Source organism: Lentzea sp. NPDC036955, from assembly GCF_055608005.1.
In genome coordinates this window covers 540246-555642 of the sequence record NZ_JBVJRC010000005.1, presented here as the reverse complement: position 1 = coordinate 555642, position 15397 = coordinate 540246, and the positions used below count along the sequence as shown (strand labels likewise).

Sequence of the window (15397 nt, the reverse complement as noted above, 5' to 3'; positions counted from 1 at the left end):
GGACCGAAAATCCCTGCTGGGCCCGTTCGCTCGACTGAACGGCGGTTGTACCGATCGGTAACGTCCGATTGGTACAACCATTCGCCCAGCAACGGAGGAGCCGCGGAGTGCTCACCGAGTTCGACCGCACCGGTGACGCGTTCCGCACCGCCGCGCAGACGTTGGACTACCGCCGTTTCCTGATGATCGTCGAGGACGAGCTCGGCTACTCCGGCGCACTGCAGCTCGTGCTCGACGAGTCCGCGTCAGGCGAGAAACTGGTGGTGCGCCTGGAAGAGGGCCGCGCACCCGACCCGGCCACGAGCCGGCGCACCCTGCTCGCCCGCTACGCAGAGGTGGCGGCCGCCGTGGAACAGGACCGCCCGCTCACCGTGCGCGTGGAGAACGTCGGCCTGGCCGACTTCACCCGCACCCGCGGCAAACTCGTCGCGGTCGTCGACCGGCGCGGATGATCCCACCTCTGGTCTAGGGTGTCGTGGTGCGAAAGATCCTGGTCATCGGCATCGGCGCGGGCAACCCCGACCACCTCACCCTGCAGGCCGTGAAGGCCCTGCGGACGGTCGACGTGTTCTTCGTGCTCGACAAGGGCGCCGTCAAACAGGAGCTGGTCGACCTCCGCCAGTCCATTGTGGCCGAACACGCGACGGGCCCCTACCGCGTCCTCGAAGGCCGCGACCCCGACCGCGACCGCACCCCCGACAACTACGTGCAGACGATCGAGGCCTGGCGCCGCGACCGCGCCGACGTCTGCGCCGCCCTCCTCGACCAGCTCGGCGACGACGAGGTCGGCGCGTTCCTCGTGTGGGGCGACCCCTCCCTGTACGACTCGACCCTCGCGATCCTCGACGACCTCCTGGCCCGCGGCCTGGAGTTCACCGTCGAGGTCGTCCCCGGCGTCACCTCCGTGGCCGCGCTGACCGCCGGCCACCGCGTGGCGCTGAACCAGGTCGGCCGCCCCGTGCAGATCACCACCGGCCGCCGCCTGTCCGAGGGTTGGCCCGCCGACGTCGACGACGTGGCCGTGATGCTGGACGCGAAGTACTCCTTCGAGGGCGTCGACCCCGACACGTGGATCTACTGGGGGGCGTACCTGGGGATGCCCGACGAGGTCCTGGTGTCCGGGCGGGTCGGGGACGTGGCTGCCGAGATCCGTGCGGTGCGGGAGGAAGCCCGTGCGCGCAAGGGGTGGATCATGGACACCTACCTGCTGCGCAGGGGCTAGCCGGCGATCAGCTTCGCGACCGCCCGCTCGACCAGCTCCCTGCTCGCCACCGGCGTGGAGAACGCCAGGATCGACATGTGCACGGTCAGCGCGAGCAGCTCCTCGGCCTCGAACTCCCCCGGCAGCACCCCGCGCTCCTGCGCCTCGGCGATCGCGGCCACCTTCGCCACGTGCGCCTCCCCCTCGGCCCGGGAGATCGCCTCGAACCCGTTCTCCAGCCGGTGGTACCCGGCGAGGCTGAGCAGCTCGGGCCGACGCGCGTACGTCTCGAACAACCGCCCCGCGTACCCCGGCAGGTCGTCCGGCGTGATGGGGACGGCCTCGACCACGGCCGCGATCTGGATCTTCAGGACCTCCTCGAACAGGTCCTCCTTGCTGCCGAAGTAGGCGTAGATCATCGCCTTGTTGCACCCGGCACCGGCGGCGATGCGGTCGACGCGCGCGCCGGCGATGCCGTGCGCCGCGAACTCGGTCAGCGCCGCCGCCAGCAGCTTCGCCTTGGTTGCTTCCCTGTCCCTCACCACGGACCGATTCTAACCAACCAGTTGGTTGACAGTCGACCGCGACCGTGGTTGCCTGGAGTTAGCAACCAACCGGTTAGTTAGGAGCGCGGACATGAAGGTCGCACTGGTCACGGGCGCGTCGTCGGGCATCGGCGAGGCGACGGCGCTGGCATTGCACGAGGCGGGCTACGCGGTTTACGCCGCGGCACGACGGGTCGAGCGGATGGACGGGCTTGCCGAGCGCGGCATCGAGGTGGTGCGGATGGACGTCACCGAGGACGCGTCGATGGTCGCCGGGGTCGAGCGGGTGGTCGCGGAGACCGGGCGGATCGACCTGCTCGTCAACAACGCCGGCTACGGGTCGTACGGGGCGTTCGAGGACGTGCCGCTCGCCGAGGGGCGGTACCAGTTCGAGGTCAACGTGTTCGGGCTGGCGCGGTTGGTGCAGCTGGTCGTGCCGCACATGCGGGAGGCGGGCAGCGGGCGGATCGTGAACGTGTCGTCGATCGGCGGGCGGATCTACGAGCCACTGGGCGGGTGGTACCACTCGACGAAGTTCGCGGTGGAGGGGTTGAGCGACTCGCTGCGGCTGGAGCTCAAGCCGTTCGGGATCGACGTCGTGGTGATCCAGCCGGGTGCGATCAAGACCGAGTGGGGCGGCATCGCGGTGGACAACCTCCGCAGGACGTCCGGGCAGGGGGCCTACCGCAAGCAGGCCGAGGCGCTCGCGGCGTTCTTCTCACAGGTCGAACGCGGGTCGGAACCGGAGGTGATCGCGGACGTCATCGTCAGGGCCGCTCGGGCGCGCAGGCCCAGGACCCGGTACGCGGCGGGGTTCGGTGCGCGGCCGATCCTGTTCGCCCGCAGGGTGTTGTCCGACCGGGCGTTCGACGCGCTCTTCCTCGGTGCGCTCAACCGGGCCGCCGCCTGATCGCAGCAGGTACCTTCGGTTCAGACCGGAGGGAGCGGTGTGCGCGGGGGTTTGTCGGCGGAGGCCGAACGGCTGTACCTGGCGTTGTTGCGCGGCGGCAGGGCGGATCCCGGTGCGGCGCTGGAGGAGCTCGAACGGCTCGGGCTCACCCGCGGTGGGCACGTGCGGCCGCCGCGGTCGGCGTTGACGGCGATCGCCTCCGAGCACGAGGTCGCCGCCCAGCGGGCCAGGGAGACCGCGGAGGTGCTGGCGCGGGCCTACGCCGGGCGGGGCGGGCTGGACGCGGACTTCGTCGAGGTGCTCAGGGACGCGGACGAGGTGATCACCGCGTTCGAGGAGATGCAGAGCCAGGCCAAGACCGAGGTGCGGGCGCTCGACCCCGGTTCGTACCTGAGCCCGCAGCCGGAGGCGAGTCCCGCGCAGCCGCCGGCGCTGGCCCGCGGGGTCTCCTACCGGGTGGTCTACGACTCGTCGCTCTTGCAGGACCCGCAGGGGTTCGCGTCGGTGCAGGAGAGCATCGCGGTCGGCGAGCAGGCGCGGGCGTTCCCCGGGGTGCCGTTGAAGCTCGTCGTGGCGGACTCGGACCGGGCGTTGATCGCCGTGCCGACGGTGACGGGCGCGAACGTCGTCGCCCTGCTCATTCACCCGTCCGTGCTGCTGAGCGCGCTGATCGAGCTGTTCGAGGCGTTCTGGCGGATGGGCGTGCCGGTCACGGCCGGCGGGCAGGACAGCGTCGGTGGCGAGCCGACGCTGGCGACGCACCGGTTGTTGTCACTGCTCAGCGCGGGCCTGACGGACGAGTCGATCGCGCGGGAGCTCGGCGTCAGCGACCGGACGGTGCACCGGCGCGTGAGCCGGCTGCAGCAGTTGCTGGGGGCGCAGACGCGGTTCCAGCTCGGGGTGCAGGCGTCACGGCGCGGCTGGCTTTGATCACAACGGGTTAGCGTGCGGCAGTCGTTCATCACTCTGTGGCACTCTTTGGTGACGGATTCCAGACATGGCGACTTTCTGCCATCACCCAGACGTGTTAAACGGCGTTGAAAACCTTTCTCCTCCTCTGAAGGCACGGGCTCATCAGGCCGTGCGGGGGCAGGAAGGGATCGACAGTGACGAAGACTCTCAGAGTCGCGTTGGCCGGGGCGCTCGCCGTCTCGAGCCTCGCGCTCTCACCGGGGGCGCAGGCCGCACCGAAGGCGGACCCGGACACGGCGGCGCTCGCGGGCGCGCTGACCACCCAGACGATCAAGTGGGAGGAGTGCACCTTCCCCGGCGTCGCGGAGGAGACGGTCGCGCGGTTCAAGACCGTCAAGGGGCTCGCGTGCGCCACGGTCAAGGTGCCGCGTGACTGGCACAACCCGCAGGACGGCAACACGATCGACCTGAGGGTCTCGAAGACCGAGACCGCCTACAAGGGCACCGCCCGCCAGGGCATCGCGCTGGTCAACCCCGGTGGCCCCGGCGGCTCCGGCCTGCCGTGGGGTGCGGCGATGGCCCTGCGCGCACCGGTTCTGGCGAGCCAGTACGACTTCATCGGGTTCGACCCGCGCGGCGTCGGCCTGTCCACGCCGCTCAAGTGCTCCTACACGGTCCCGAGCTCGACCGACGAGGACGTGCTGAACCGCGCGAAGGTCGCCGGCTGCCTGGAGAACCCGCTCACGCAGTTCATCACCACCGAGCAGACCGCGTACGACATGGACTTCATCCGGGTGCTGCTCGGGGAGAAGAAGACCTCGTACATCGGCTACTCCTACGGCACGTGGCTGGGCACCTGGTACGCCACGGTGTTCCCGGGCAAGGTGCACCGCTTCCTGCTCGACTCGGCCGTCGACGCCTCGCAGACCACGCTCGAGAAGACGTGGGACCTGCAGCCGCGCAGCCGTGACCGGCAGTTCCAGGAGGCGCTGCTGCCGTACGTGGCGCGCAACAACGCGATCTACGAGGCGGGCACCGACCCGTTCGAGATCCGCAAGAACTGGGAGAAGGCGGGCGGCACGCGCGACTTCCTCGGCCAGCTGTTCACCGCCTGGTTCATCATCCCGGCGATGTACGACACCAGCCAGTACGAGGTCGCGGCCTCCGCGGTGGCGACCGTGGCCGGCACGGTGACCGAGGGCACCACCGCCCAGCGCGTCGAGGCGCTCGTCGCGAAGATGCTGGCGCGTCCGGGTCTGTCGCCGGAGAACGCCGAGTTCATCGCGAAGGCCAAGGCGAACGCGCTCGCGGCCATCGAGAAGAAGGAGCGCGTCGCGGTCAAGTCCACGACGGCCGCCGCCGAGGTCGAGACCTGGGACGCGACGTTCGAGGCGATCCGCTGCCAGGACGGCCAGTGGAACCAGAACCTGCAGTACTGGAACTACTGGAAGGCCGACCTGACCGTGAACGCGCCGTTCATCGCGCCGTTCATGAGCACGCCGCTGTGCGCGTACTGGCAGACCAAGAACTCGAAGCCCGCGCCGGACAAGAAGACCTTCCCGCGCGTGCTGCTGGCGCAGAGCGAGCTGGACGCGGCGACGCCGTACGAGGGTGGCGTGTCCACCACGAAGGCGCTGCCGGGCGCGAAGCTGATCAGCGTCGACAACGAGGGCTCGCACGGCCTGTTCCCGTACAACACGGACTGCGTCGACGACCCGATCACGTTCTACTTCCAGACCGGTGCCACGCCGCGCAAGCAGTTCACGGGCTGCCAGGCGCTGCCGCTGCCGGGGGAGACCGAGACGTTCCAGGTGGGCGGCACGCTCTCCAACGGCAAGGTGAAGATCAAGATGATCACGCCGGCCGTGAAGAAGGCCAACAAGATCGTGAAGGACCTGCTGAGCTCGTCGTCCACCGCGCAGGCGGACGAGTCGGGCATGCCGTCGAACCTCTGACGGTCTGAGCTGCGGTCGTGGCCCCCGGGAAAGCTTCCCGGGGGCCACTTCTGCTTTGCGGCGCTTGGTCCTCGGCGCTTGCCTTCTAGCGTTGCCACCACTTCTTGCGGACGACGTCGACGATGACGCACGAGATGTTGTCCGGGCCGCCGTTGCCGTTGGCCAGCGCGACGAGCTGCCAGGCGGCCTCCGTGCCGTCCTCTGTGGACTGCAGGATCTCGTGCACGTCGCCCAGGTCGGTGTAGTCGGTGAGACCGTCGCTGCACAGCAGGTAGCGGTCGTCGAGGTGCGCCTGGTGCCAGGACAGGTCCGGGTCGTGCGAGTTGCCGGACTGCAGCGCCCGCAGCACGAACGCGCGGCGCGGGTGCCCGGCGGCCTCCTCCGGCGTCAGCCGGCCGGCGTCGACGAGGGCCTGCACCATGGTGTGGTCGTGGGAGAGCTGGCGCAGCTCGCCCTCCCTCAGCACGTACGCGCGGGAGTCGCCGATGTGGGCCAGCTGGAACGCGAGCCCCTCCCAGCGGATCGCCGTCAGCGTGGTGCCGGTGCCCTGCGGAGCCTCCTCGTCGAGCCGGCGCGCGATCTCGCTGACGGCCGGGCCGAGGTCGCCCTGCCAGTGCGCCAGAACGTCCACCGCGATCGCACTGGCGAGCTCGCCGTGCTCGTGGCCGCCCATCCCGTCGGCCACCGCCTGCAGGTCCGCGCGGACGTACACCGAGTCCTCGTTCTGCTCACGGACCAGCCCCGGATCGGTGGCCACGGCGATGCGCAGCTCGTGTGTCATGCCACCAGTAGATCACTTGTGAAGTCACTTCACAAGCAATACGGTTGTGAACATGGATGAGACGGTCAACGCCGGTGACATCGCGCGCCTGGCAGACGTGGGCCGCGCGGCCGTGTCGAACTGGCGGCGCCGGTTCGACGACTTCCCGGCGCCGGTCGGTGGCACGGCCTCCAGTCCGTTGTACCTGCTGCGCGACGTGGAAGCATGGCTGCGGCGCAACGGCAAGCCGTTCCGCGTCTCCCCTGCCGAGCGCCTCTGGACCCAGCTGCGCACCGTCGACGACCTGAAGCTCGGTTCGGCGCTGCTGGCCGTGGAGGCGGACGCGGCGACGTTCGAGTACCTGCACGAGCGGTACGCGGCCGCCCACTCCCGCCTGCTGAACCCGACGCCGCCGGAGGTCGCGCGGCTGATGGTCTCGCTGACCGAAGCCCACGACGGCACGGTGACCGACCCGGCGTGCGGCACCGGTTCGTTGCTGAAGCTGGCCGGTGCGCGCCGCAAGGTGGGCCAGGAGCTCGACCCGGTGCTGGCCGCGATCGCGCGCCGCCGCCTGCCGGACGCCTACGTCGTGGACGGCGACTCGTTGCGCCACAACGGGATCGTCGAGAAGGCGGATGCCGTGCTGTGCGACCCGCCGTGGCACGACCGCGCGTGGGGCCACGAGGAGCTGATCGGTGACCCGCGCTGGACGCACGGCCAGCCGCCGCGCGGCGAACCCGAGCTGGCCTGGGCGCAGCACTGCCTGTCGCTGGCCAGGCCGGGCGCGCCCGTCGCGATCCTGATGCCGTCCGCCGCGGCTTCCCGCCGGGCCGGCAAACGCGTGCGCGGCAACCTCCTGCGCGCCGGCGCCGTGACCGCGGTGATCACCGTCCAGCCGGGCCGCGACCTGTGGCTGCTGCGCCACCCGCACCCGAGCGACCGCGCACCCGAGCACGTGACGCTGCTCGACTCCCCCGACTCGGTCGACCGCCCGGAGTCGCTCGATCCGAACACGCGCGTGCTCGACCTCCTCGACGACGACGTCGACCTGAGCCCCGGCCGCCTGCGCGGCCAGCACGGCCGCGCCTACGTGGAGACCCGCGCGAAGTACTCGATGCCCGAGCCGCCGGAACTGCACGACCGCGTCCTGCCGCCGATGACGACCATCGGCGACCTGCTCCGGGCGGCCCCCGGCCCGCACGTCGTCACGTCCCCGACCGGCGCGACCTACGAGATCGACCCGGCCCGCCTCGACCCGGACTACCTGACCGGCCTGCTCCGCGCCGCGCTCGCCCGCACCCCCACCGGCTCGACGCGCCTGGACGTCCGCCGCACCCAGGTCCCGTCGCTGCCGCTGGACGAACAACGACGCTATGGCCGCGCGTTCGTGCAGCTCAGGGACCTGGAGGACAGCCTGGAGGGCGCTGCGGAGCTGGTCCGTTTGGGATACAACGGGTTGCTCGGCGGCCAGATCGGACCTGCGTAGGGCGCACGGCGATGAGCACGCACCGTGACCCCAATTCACCCGATCGAGATGTCCGGATTCGCGGTCTCGCCCGCCTCGCTGACGAGGAAGCGCGCGGGACAGGCGACTGGGACCCGCACGCGAACCGGAACAGCCCGTCGCCGGCGGCGGTTAGGCTGCGCCGGTGCTGATCGCCGACCGCTACGAGATCGACGACCTGCCGCTGGGCCGGGGAGGCATGGGCGCCGTGCACCGCGGCCGCGACCTGCGCCTGGATCGCCGCGTGGCGGTCAAGCTCCTGCAACTGCCCGGGAGCGACGAGGAGGTCCAGCAGCGCTTCGCACGCGAAGCGCGCATCGTGGCGAAGCTCGAACACCCCGGCGTCCCGGTGCTCTACGACTTCGGCACGTATGACCAGCGCCTGTTCCAGGTGATGCAGTTCGTTGACGGCGTCACCATCGCCGACCTGGTCGACGAGTTCGGCCCCCTGCCCGAACCGTGGGCCGCCAACATCGCCGCCCAGACCGCCGCCGTGCTGGCCGCGGCCCACGACCGCGGCATCTGCCACCGCGACCTCAAGCCCACGAACCTGATGCTCTGCCCCGACGGCGCCGTGAAGGTCCTCGACTTCGGCCTGGCCCTGCTGCGGGAGAGCGACGTGGCCCCGTTCAGCCGCGCCGGCCAGATCCTGGGCACCCCCTCGTACATGGCGCCCGAGCAGATCCAGCGCGGAGTCGCCGAGCCGCGCAGCGACCTGTACGCGCTGGGGTGCGTGCTGCACGAGATGCTGACCGGCGCACAGCTGTTCACCGGCCCGACGGCGTACGCGGTGTTCGAACGGCACGTGCGCGAGGTGCCGCGAGCCGTCGCGGGCGGGCTCAACGGGGTGGTGCAGCGGTTGCTGGCCAAGGAGCCGGACGGGCGGCCGGGGTCGGCGCGGGAGGTTTTCGAGGCGCTGCAAGGGGTTTCGAGGGATGTGCCGGCGTTGCCGGGGTTCGTGGCGGAGGGGTCGACGGGGACGATGTACGCCAACGTGCAGCGGCGGTACGGGAACCGTGCGGTGGATGGCGGGGGCGCGCCTCGGGTGGCGGGGGTCAGGCAGTAGGCGGGCACGCGGTAGGGGTGGCGGAACCGCGCCACAAGCGGTGCGGACGGTGCGAGCCAGGCCGTGGGCACAGAAGCCAAGTCGTAGGCGGAAGCCGCGCGGTGGAAGCGATCACGCCGTGAGCGGCGGAAGCCATGACGTGCGCGCGGAAGCCGCACTCCGGCGGTGCGAGCCATGGCCGGATCACGACGGAATGCGGTTCACCTCGTGCTCCCCGGTGGCCCACAGGTGCTGCACCGCATAGGACCGCCAAGGCCGCCACTCCGCAGCCCGCCGGCTCAACGCCGCCGGAGTCACCGGCAACCCGAGTGACGCAGCCGCCAGCTTGATCCCGAGATCGGTCGGCAAGAAGGCGTCCGGGTCTCCCAGGGCGCGCATCGCGATGGACTCCACGGTCCACGGCCCGAAGCCGGGCAAAGCGTGCAGAGCCTCCCGGACGACGGTGGGGTCCGCGGACATCGACAGGTCCAAACCGGACTCCAGGGCACCGAGCAGCGCGGCCATGGTCGTGCGGCGGGAGGTCGGCACGGCCAGGGTCGCCGGGTCGAACGACAGGGGGAACAGGTGGAGGTCGGCGACCGGGGTGCCGAAGCGCTGGACCAGGCGGGCGGCGTGGGTGCGAGCTGCGGCGGTGGAGACCTGTTGGCCGAGGACTGCTCGGACGGCGAACTCGGCGCCGTCGACGGTGCGGGGGACGCGGCGGCCGGGGGCCTTGTGCACCAACGGTTCGAGGACCGGGTCCGCGGCCAGTGCCGTGTCGATGGCGGACGGGTCGGCGTCGAGGTCCAGCAGGAAGCGGCACAGGGCCACCGCTGCGGGCAGGTCGCGGACGTCGGTCAAGGCGAACACCGCTGCCACGTGGTCGGGGCGGGGGCTGAGTGCGGCGATTCCCGGGCCGTGCGGGAGGCGGAGGGTGCGGCGGTAGGTGTTGTCGCGCCACTCCTCCACGCCGGGGACGGCGGTGGCGATGAGGTGTCCGAAGAGGTTGTCGGGGAACAGCGGGGTGTGGAACGGCAGGCGGAGCGGGATCTGGTGCGGGAGTGCGGTGATGGCGGGCAGGGCGCGGCCGGCGGCGAACGCGGCGGAGAGGGTTCGGGCGTCGGCGCCCAGGGAGTCGACCAGTTGGGTGCGCAGATGGCTTGTGGTGCAACCCAGGTGGGACGCCAGTGCGCGGACGCCGGAGCGGTCGACGAAACCGTCGGCGAGCAGAAGTGTTGCGCGCTCGACGATGGACGCGCGGGCCGAGGGCGCGGAGTGGTGCATGTCCTCAATAGTGCCCGTGTGCGCCGTCGAATGCTGGCGGGAAAGGGACATCACCGCGACGGGGCCAACCGGGTGACCTGCTTCGCGATGCGATCAGGCCTGGATAGGCTGGTTGTCGCGCCGTTGCGACAGGGGTGGACTTCAGCAGGGAAGGGCGGCGTCGCGTGCGATGAGGGCGGCTTGGACGCGGTTGTCGCAGCGGAGTTTCGTCAGCAGTCGGCTGACGTGGGCCTTGATCGCCCCTTCCGACAGGTACATCAGCCGGGCGATGCGGGCGTTGGCCATGCCCTGGGCCAGGTACACCAGCACCTCCTGTTCGCGGCGGGTGAGCAGGCCGATGCGGCTGCGGGCGGCGTCGCGGCGGTCCGAGTCGGCGCCGGTGAAGTGGTCCACGAGGGCGCGGGTGGCGGACGGGGAGAGGACGGCTTCGCCCGCGGCCACGGCGCGGACGGCGGTCACGAGGGTGTCGGGGTCGCCGTTCCTGGGCAGGAAGCCCGCTGCTCCGGCGCGCAGTGCGGGGAACAGCAGCTCCTCCGTGGGCGGGGTGCAGAGCATGATCACCTGGGTGCCGGGGGCGTGCCTGCGGATCATGCGGACGGCGGCGAGACCCTCCATGCCGGGCAGGGCGGCGTCCAGCAGCAGGACCTGCGGGCGGTGGCGGCGGGCCAGTTCGAGTGCGCCGGTGCCGTCGCTCGCCTCGCCGACCACGGCGATGGTGCCGGAGCGTTCCAGCACGCCGCGGACGCCGGTGCGGATCAGCACCTCGTCGTCGGCGATACCGACGGTGGTCGTGCGCGGCTTGTTCACCAGTTGCAGCCCACCGTTCGTCCGCGAAGCACTCGTCGTCACCGTCATGCGTTCTCCCCGTCAGACCGGACCAGCCACCAGTTTGTTGCCGAACGAGGGTCGGGGGAAGGCAGGCATAACGAGCGCGGTGCGCACCGTCTCGCGCAGGCCGGGGCGTAACGGGGTGCATGCACTCGAACAACCACCGCCACCTGCGGGAACACCGCCGCGAGACGGCACCGGGCTGCCGTTACGGCTGGAGGAGAGGCGCTCATGACCAGCACCGGACGGTGTGCCCTGTGCGCCGGCGCGCTGCCTCCCTCGACCTCGGAGCAGCGCAGGTCCTACTGCTCCAACGCCTGCCGCCAACGGGCTTACCGGCGGCGGGTGAGCTCGGCCGTGCGGGCGCCCGCCACCAGGCAGAAGCCGCGGGTGCTGGCGAACCTGCCCGCGGCGAGGGACGCGTTCGTCGGGCGGCAGCAGGAGCTGACGAAGCTCGACCAGCTCCTGCGCCGGCACCGTCTCGTTACGCTCGTGGGCAGTGCGGGTGCGGGCAAGACGCGGCTCGCGCTGGAGGTGGCGGGGCGGTTGCGGCGCGGGCGCACGGACCGGGTGCTGCTGGTCGAGCTGGGTCAGGTGACCGACGGTGGTGCCGTGCTGCCGGCCGTCGCGCACGCCCTGGGGGTCGAGCAGTCGGACGAGCCGTTGCGGGACACGGTGCTGGAAACGCTCGTGAACATGAGGGTGGTCGTCGTCCTCGACAACTGCGAGCACCTGCTCGACACGTGCGCGGAGCTGGCCGACCTGCTGCTGAACCGCTGTCCCGGTGTGCGGGTGCTCGCGACGAGCCGGGAGGCGCTGTGGATCAGCGGTGAGGTGAGCTTCCACGTGGAGGGTCTGCCGGTGCCGTCGACGGACCGCGACCTGGTCACGACGGCGGCGCCGCGGTCGGAGGCGGTGAAGCTGTTCGTCGAACGCGCACGCGAGCGCAAGCCGGACTTCCGCCTCACGCCGGAGAACACGGCGGCGGTCGCGCTGCTGTGCGCGCGGCTGGAGGGCATGCCGCTGGCGATCGAGCTGGCCGCGCGCTGGGTGCAGCTGCTGCCGGTGGCGGACATCTGCGACCGCGTGGACGAGCCGCTGGAGCTGCTGACGCTGGGCTGCCGCAAGTCGCCCGCGCGGCAGCGGTCGTTGCGGGAGGCGATCGACTGGAGCTACCGGTTGCTGCAGCCGGACGAGCAGTTCGTGCTGCGCAGGCTGAGCGTGTTCGACGGCGGGTTCGACCTGGCGGCGGCCACCGAGGTGTGTTCGACGGAACGGTCGGCGGAACCGGTGCTGGACGTGCTGTCCCGGTTGCAGGCCAAGTCGTTGCTGACCGCGGTGCCGGGCACGACGCGGTTCCGGCAGCTGGAGCCGGTTCGCCTGCACGCCAGGGAGAAGCTGGCCGTGGCGGGTGAGCTGGACGTCGCGTTCGAGGCGCTGGCGCGGTGGTTCACCGACCTGTCGGACGTGCTGATCACGGCGCCGCTGTCGATGCCGGCGGAGGTGCAGGACCGGCTCGACAACCACGTCGACAGCCTGCTCGGCACCGTCGAGTGGGCCGCGGACCGCGCTGACGAGCGGTTGTTGCTGCTCACCGCGGCGCTCGCCGACTGCGCTGCCCGGCGGGGGCGGCTCGGCCAGGCCAGGGCGCTGCTGCGGGACGCGTTGCGGCGACCGTCCACAAGGGACGACTACCGGTGTGTGGCGCTCAACCACGCGGCCAGGTTCGCCGCCGAGCAGGGTGACCGCGACGAGGCCGTCGAGCTGTCCGGTGAGGCGTCGCGGCTGGTGCGCGGCATCGGTCACCCGGCGCTGGTGATGAGCTGCCGCAGCACGCTCGCGGCGGTGCAGCAGTCGAGCGGCGACTGGGAGGCGTCGGACGAGAACAACACCGAGTGCCTGCGCGTCGCGGAGCTGCTCGGTGAACCCCTTGCGCGCGCGACGTGCCTGGTCGACCTGGCGCGCACGGCGTTGTCGCTGGGCAAGCACGAACGCGCCGAGAAGGCGGTCATGAAGGCGTTGCCGATCTCGCGCACGTCGGGTGTGCCCGCGCGCATCGCCGGTGCCCTCACCACGCGGGGTGCCGTGGCGTTGGTGCAGGGCGATCTGGACGAGGCGGCGCACGCCTTCCGGGAGGCGCTGCGGATGGACGGCGTGAACCCGCTGAGCGCCCCGGACGCGTTGGAAGGCCTCGCCATAGCGGCGATGCTGCGCGGTCAGGCTGAGCGTGCGCTGCGGTTGGAAGCGACCGGGCGTGCGATGCGCCGGTCGGTCGGCGTTGTGCCGGACCCGTTCTGGGCCGAGAAGGTCGCCGGTGCGATGAACACCGCGCGGCTGATGCTGCCCACCCAGCGGGCCGATGAGGCCGCAACCCCTTTGAGCCCGACCGAGATCGAGGCGTTCATCCAGGACGAGGTGTGGCTCGACCGCACGGAGGCCGCGCACGGCGAGCTGGACGACCACGAACGGCGTGTCGTCGCGCTGCTGTCGGCCGGACTGACGAACCAGCAGATCGCGAACCGGCTCAACGTGTCCGTCCGCACCGTGGCGGCCCGGTTGCAGCGCCTGCGGGACAAGCTCGGGCTGAGCAGCCGCGAGGACATCGCGGCGTGGGGCGCGGAACGCGCCATCGGCTGACCGGCCACCGGGCTGCGCAAAGGTTTGCGCGCATCGACCGACAGTAGGGCGTGGCGGCGGAAAAGGCTTCTGAACCGCATCAGCACTAGTCCGTTCGAGTGACGGCAGAGGTCTAGACCTTGACCTTCAAGTGGTCTAAACCACATCGTTCAGGCACCCCCTGCGACTGAGGAGACCGATGTCCAAGTTCCGATGGCATCTAGCTGCTCTCTTCGCGGCAGTAGCCGCGATGGTCCTCGGAATCGTCGTCGTGCCCGCCGCGAGCGGTGCCGGTGGCGTTTCCGCCACGTTCTCCAAGGGTTCGGACTGGGGAACGGGCTTCGAGGGCAAGTACACGATCACGAACAACAGCGCGGCGGCCCTGACGTCGTGGACCGTGGAGTTCACGCTCCCGGCCAACCACCGCGTGACCTCGCTGTGGGACGGCTCGTACACGACGAGCGGTCAGAACGTCACGGTCAAGAACACCTGGAACGGCAACATCGGTGCCGGCGGGTCGGTGAGCTTCGGCTTCAACGGCTCGTACACCGGCACGTTCGGTGCGCCGACGAACTGCAAGCTCAACGGCGGCTCGTGCGAGGCGGGCGGGACGAACCCGACCACCACGACCACGACCAGCACCACCACGAGCACGACGACCACCACCACGACCACCACGACGACGACCACCGGTCCGCCGCCGCCTCCCGGGAAGATCAACCTGGGCTACTTCACGGAGTGGGGTGTGTACCCGGCCCGCAACTACCAGGTGAAGAACATCGACACCTCGGGTTCGGCGTCGAAGCTCACGCACATCAACTACTCGTTCGGCAACGTGGTCGGCGGCAAGTGCACCATCGGTGAGGCCTTCCCCGCGATCGAGAAGGCGATGACCGCGGCGGAAGCCGTCGACGGCGTGGCCGACACGTGGGACCAGCCGGTGCGCGGCAACTTCAACCAGCTGATGAAGCTGAAGAAGAAGTACCCGCACCTCAAGGTGCTGTACTCGTTCGGCGGCTGGACCTGGTCCGGCGGCTTCGGTGAGGCGTCGCGGAACCTGCCCGCGTTCGTCGACTCCTGCTACAACCTGCTGAAGGACCCGCGCTGGGCCGGTCTGTTCGACGGCATCGACATCGACTGGGAGTACCCGAACGCGTGTGGCCTGTCGTGCGACACGAGCGGTGCGGCGGCGTTCAAGAACATGTCGCAGGCGCTGCGCACCAAGTTCGGCCAGAACTTCCTGGTGACCGCTGCGATCACGGCTGACGGCTCCGCCGGCGGCAAGATCGACGCGGCCGACTACGGCGGCGCGGCGCAGTACCTGAACTGGTACAACGTCATGACGTACGACTACTTCGGTGCGTGGGCGGCCCAGGGCCCGACGGCTCCGCACTCCCCGCTCACGTCGTACAACGGCATCCCGACCGCCGGGTTCAACTCCGAGGCCGCGATCTCGAAGCTGCGCTCGAAGGGCGTTCCGGCCAGCAAGCTCCTGCTCGGCATCGGCTTCTACGGCCGCGGCTGGACGGGCGTCACGCAGGCCACCCCCGGTGGCACGGCGACCGGCCCGGCTCCCGGCACGTTCGAGGCGGGCATCGAGGACTACAAGGTCCTGAAGACCAAGTGCCCCACCACCGGCACGATCGCCGGCACGGCCTACGCGTTCTGCAACGGCCAGTGGTGGAGCTACGACACCCCGCAGACGATCACCAGCAAGATCCAGTGGGCACGCGGCCAGGGTCTGGGCGGCGCGTTCTTCTGGGAGCTCACGGGTGACACCGCGAACGGAGAGTTGATCACCGCGATGAAGAACGCCCTCGGGTAGTCCTTCGACAAC

13 protein-coding genes are annotated in these 15397 nt (G+C 70.7%); 9 read left to right on the top strand and 4 right to left on the bottom strand.

What is annotated here, in order from left to right:
• The first annotated feature begins 107 nt into the window (after positions 1-107).
• Positions 108-452, top strand: a complete 345-nt coding sequence (locus ACZ7CF_RS19895; protein WP_360395374.1) for a hypothetical protein — start codon at positions 108-110, stop codon at positions 450-452.
• 26 nt (positions 453-478) lie between these two features.
• Complete coding sequence (cobF, locus tag ACZ7CF_RS19890; protein WP_360395372.1) at positions 479-1222, top strand: precorrin-6A synthase (deacetylating); 744 nt, start codon at positions 479-481, stop codon at positions 1220-1222.
• Here the strand turns inward: cobF and ACZ7CF_RS19885 are convergent.
• Complete coding sequence (locus tag ACZ7CF_RS19885; RefSeq protein WP_470370221.1) at positions 1219-1746, bottom strand: TetR/AcrR family transcriptional regulator; 528 nt, start codon at positions 1744-1746, stop codon at positions 1219-1221. The two genes, cobF and ACZ7CF_RS19885, sit on opposite strands and share 4 nt — an antisense overlap.
• A 91-nt stretch (positions 1747-1837) precedes the next feature.
• Here ACZ7CF_RS19885 and ACZ7CF_RS19880 point away from each other — a divergent pair, with 91 nt between their 5' ends.
• From ACZ7CF_RS19880 to ACZ7CF_RS19870, 3 genes are all read left to right on the top strand, one after another.
• A complete protein-coding gene (locus ACZ7CF_RS19880) occupies positions 1838-2656 on the top strand; it encodes an oxidoreductase (RefSeq protein ID WP_470370220.1) in 819 nt (272 codons plus the stop codon).
• A 39-nt stretch (positions 2657-2695) separates the two neighbouring features.
• On the top strand, positions 2696-3586 hold the full coding sequence (locus ACZ7CF_RS19875; RefSeq protein ID WP_360395366.1) for a helix-turn-helix transcriptional regulator: 891 nt from the start codon (positions 2696-2698) through the stop codon (positions 3584-3586).
• A gap of 176 nt (positions 3587-3762) precedes the next feature.
• Complete coding sequence (locus ACZ7CF_RS19870) at positions 3763-5523, top strand: alpha/beta hydrolase (RefSeq protein ID WP_360395364.1); 1761 nt, start codon at positions 3763-3765, stop codon at positions 5521-5523.
• 85 nt (positions 5524-5608) lie between these two features.
• Here the strand turns inward: ACZ7CF_RS19870 and ACZ7CF_RS19865 are convergent, their stop codons facing one another.
• The gene (locus tag ACZ7CF_RS19865) at positions 5609-6304 is read right to left on the bottom strand and encodes a PP2C family protein-serine/threonine phosphatase (RefSeq protein WP_360395362.1); all 696 of its coding nucleotides are present in this window, start codon (positions 6302-6304) and stop codon (positions 5609-5611) included.
• 52 nt (positions 6305-6356) lie between these two features.
• On the opposite strand from ACZ7CF_RS19865, the gene ACZ7CF_RS19860 reads away from it, so the two are divergent.
• Complete coding sequence (locus ACZ7CF_RS19860; protein ID WP_470370219.1) at positions 6357-7769, top strand: HsdM family class I SAM-dependent methyltransferase; 1413 nt, start codon at positions 6357-6359, stop codon at positions 7767-7769.
• Between the two features lie 163 nt (positions 7770-7932).
• Complete coding sequence (locus tag ACZ7CF_RS19855; protein ID WP_360395358.1) at positions 7933-8853, top strand: serine/threonine-protein kinase; 921 nt, start codon at positions 7933-7935, stop codon at positions 8851-8853.
• A gap of 183 nt (positions 8854-9036) precedes the next feature.
• Here the strand turns inward: ACZ7CF_RS19855 and ACZ7CF_RS19850 are convergent, their stop codons facing one another.
• Positions 9037-10116 (bottom strand): DNA-3-methyladenine glycosylase family protein, encoded by a 1080-nt coding sequence (locus tag ACZ7CF_RS19850; protein WP_470370218.1) that lies wholly within the window; start codon positions 10114-10116, stop codon positions 9037-9039.
• Positions 10117-10257: 141 nt separating this feature from the next.
• On the bottom strand, positions 10258-10971 hold the full coding sequence (locus ACZ7CF_RS19845) for a response regulator (protein ID WP_470370217.1): 714 nt from the start codon (positions 10969-10971) through the stop codon (positions 10258-10260).
• A gap of 204 nt (positions 10972-11175) precedes the next feature.
• Here ACZ7CF_RS19845 and ACZ7CF_RS19840 point away from each other — a divergent pair, with 204 nt between their 5' ends.
• Positions 11176-13581, top strand: a complete 2406-nt coding sequence (locus tag ACZ7CF_RS19840; protein WP_470370216.1) for an ATP-binding protein — start codon at positions 11176-11178, stop codon at positions 13579-13581.
• Between the two features lie 178 nt (positions 13582-13759).
• Complete coding sequence (locus tag ACZ7CF_RS19835; RefSeq protein ID WP_360395350.1) at positions 13760-15385, top strand: glycosyl hydrolase family 18 protein; 1626 nt, start codon at positions 13760-13762, stop codon at positions 15383-15385.
• The last annotated feature ends 12 nt before the right edge of the window (positions 15386-15397 follow it).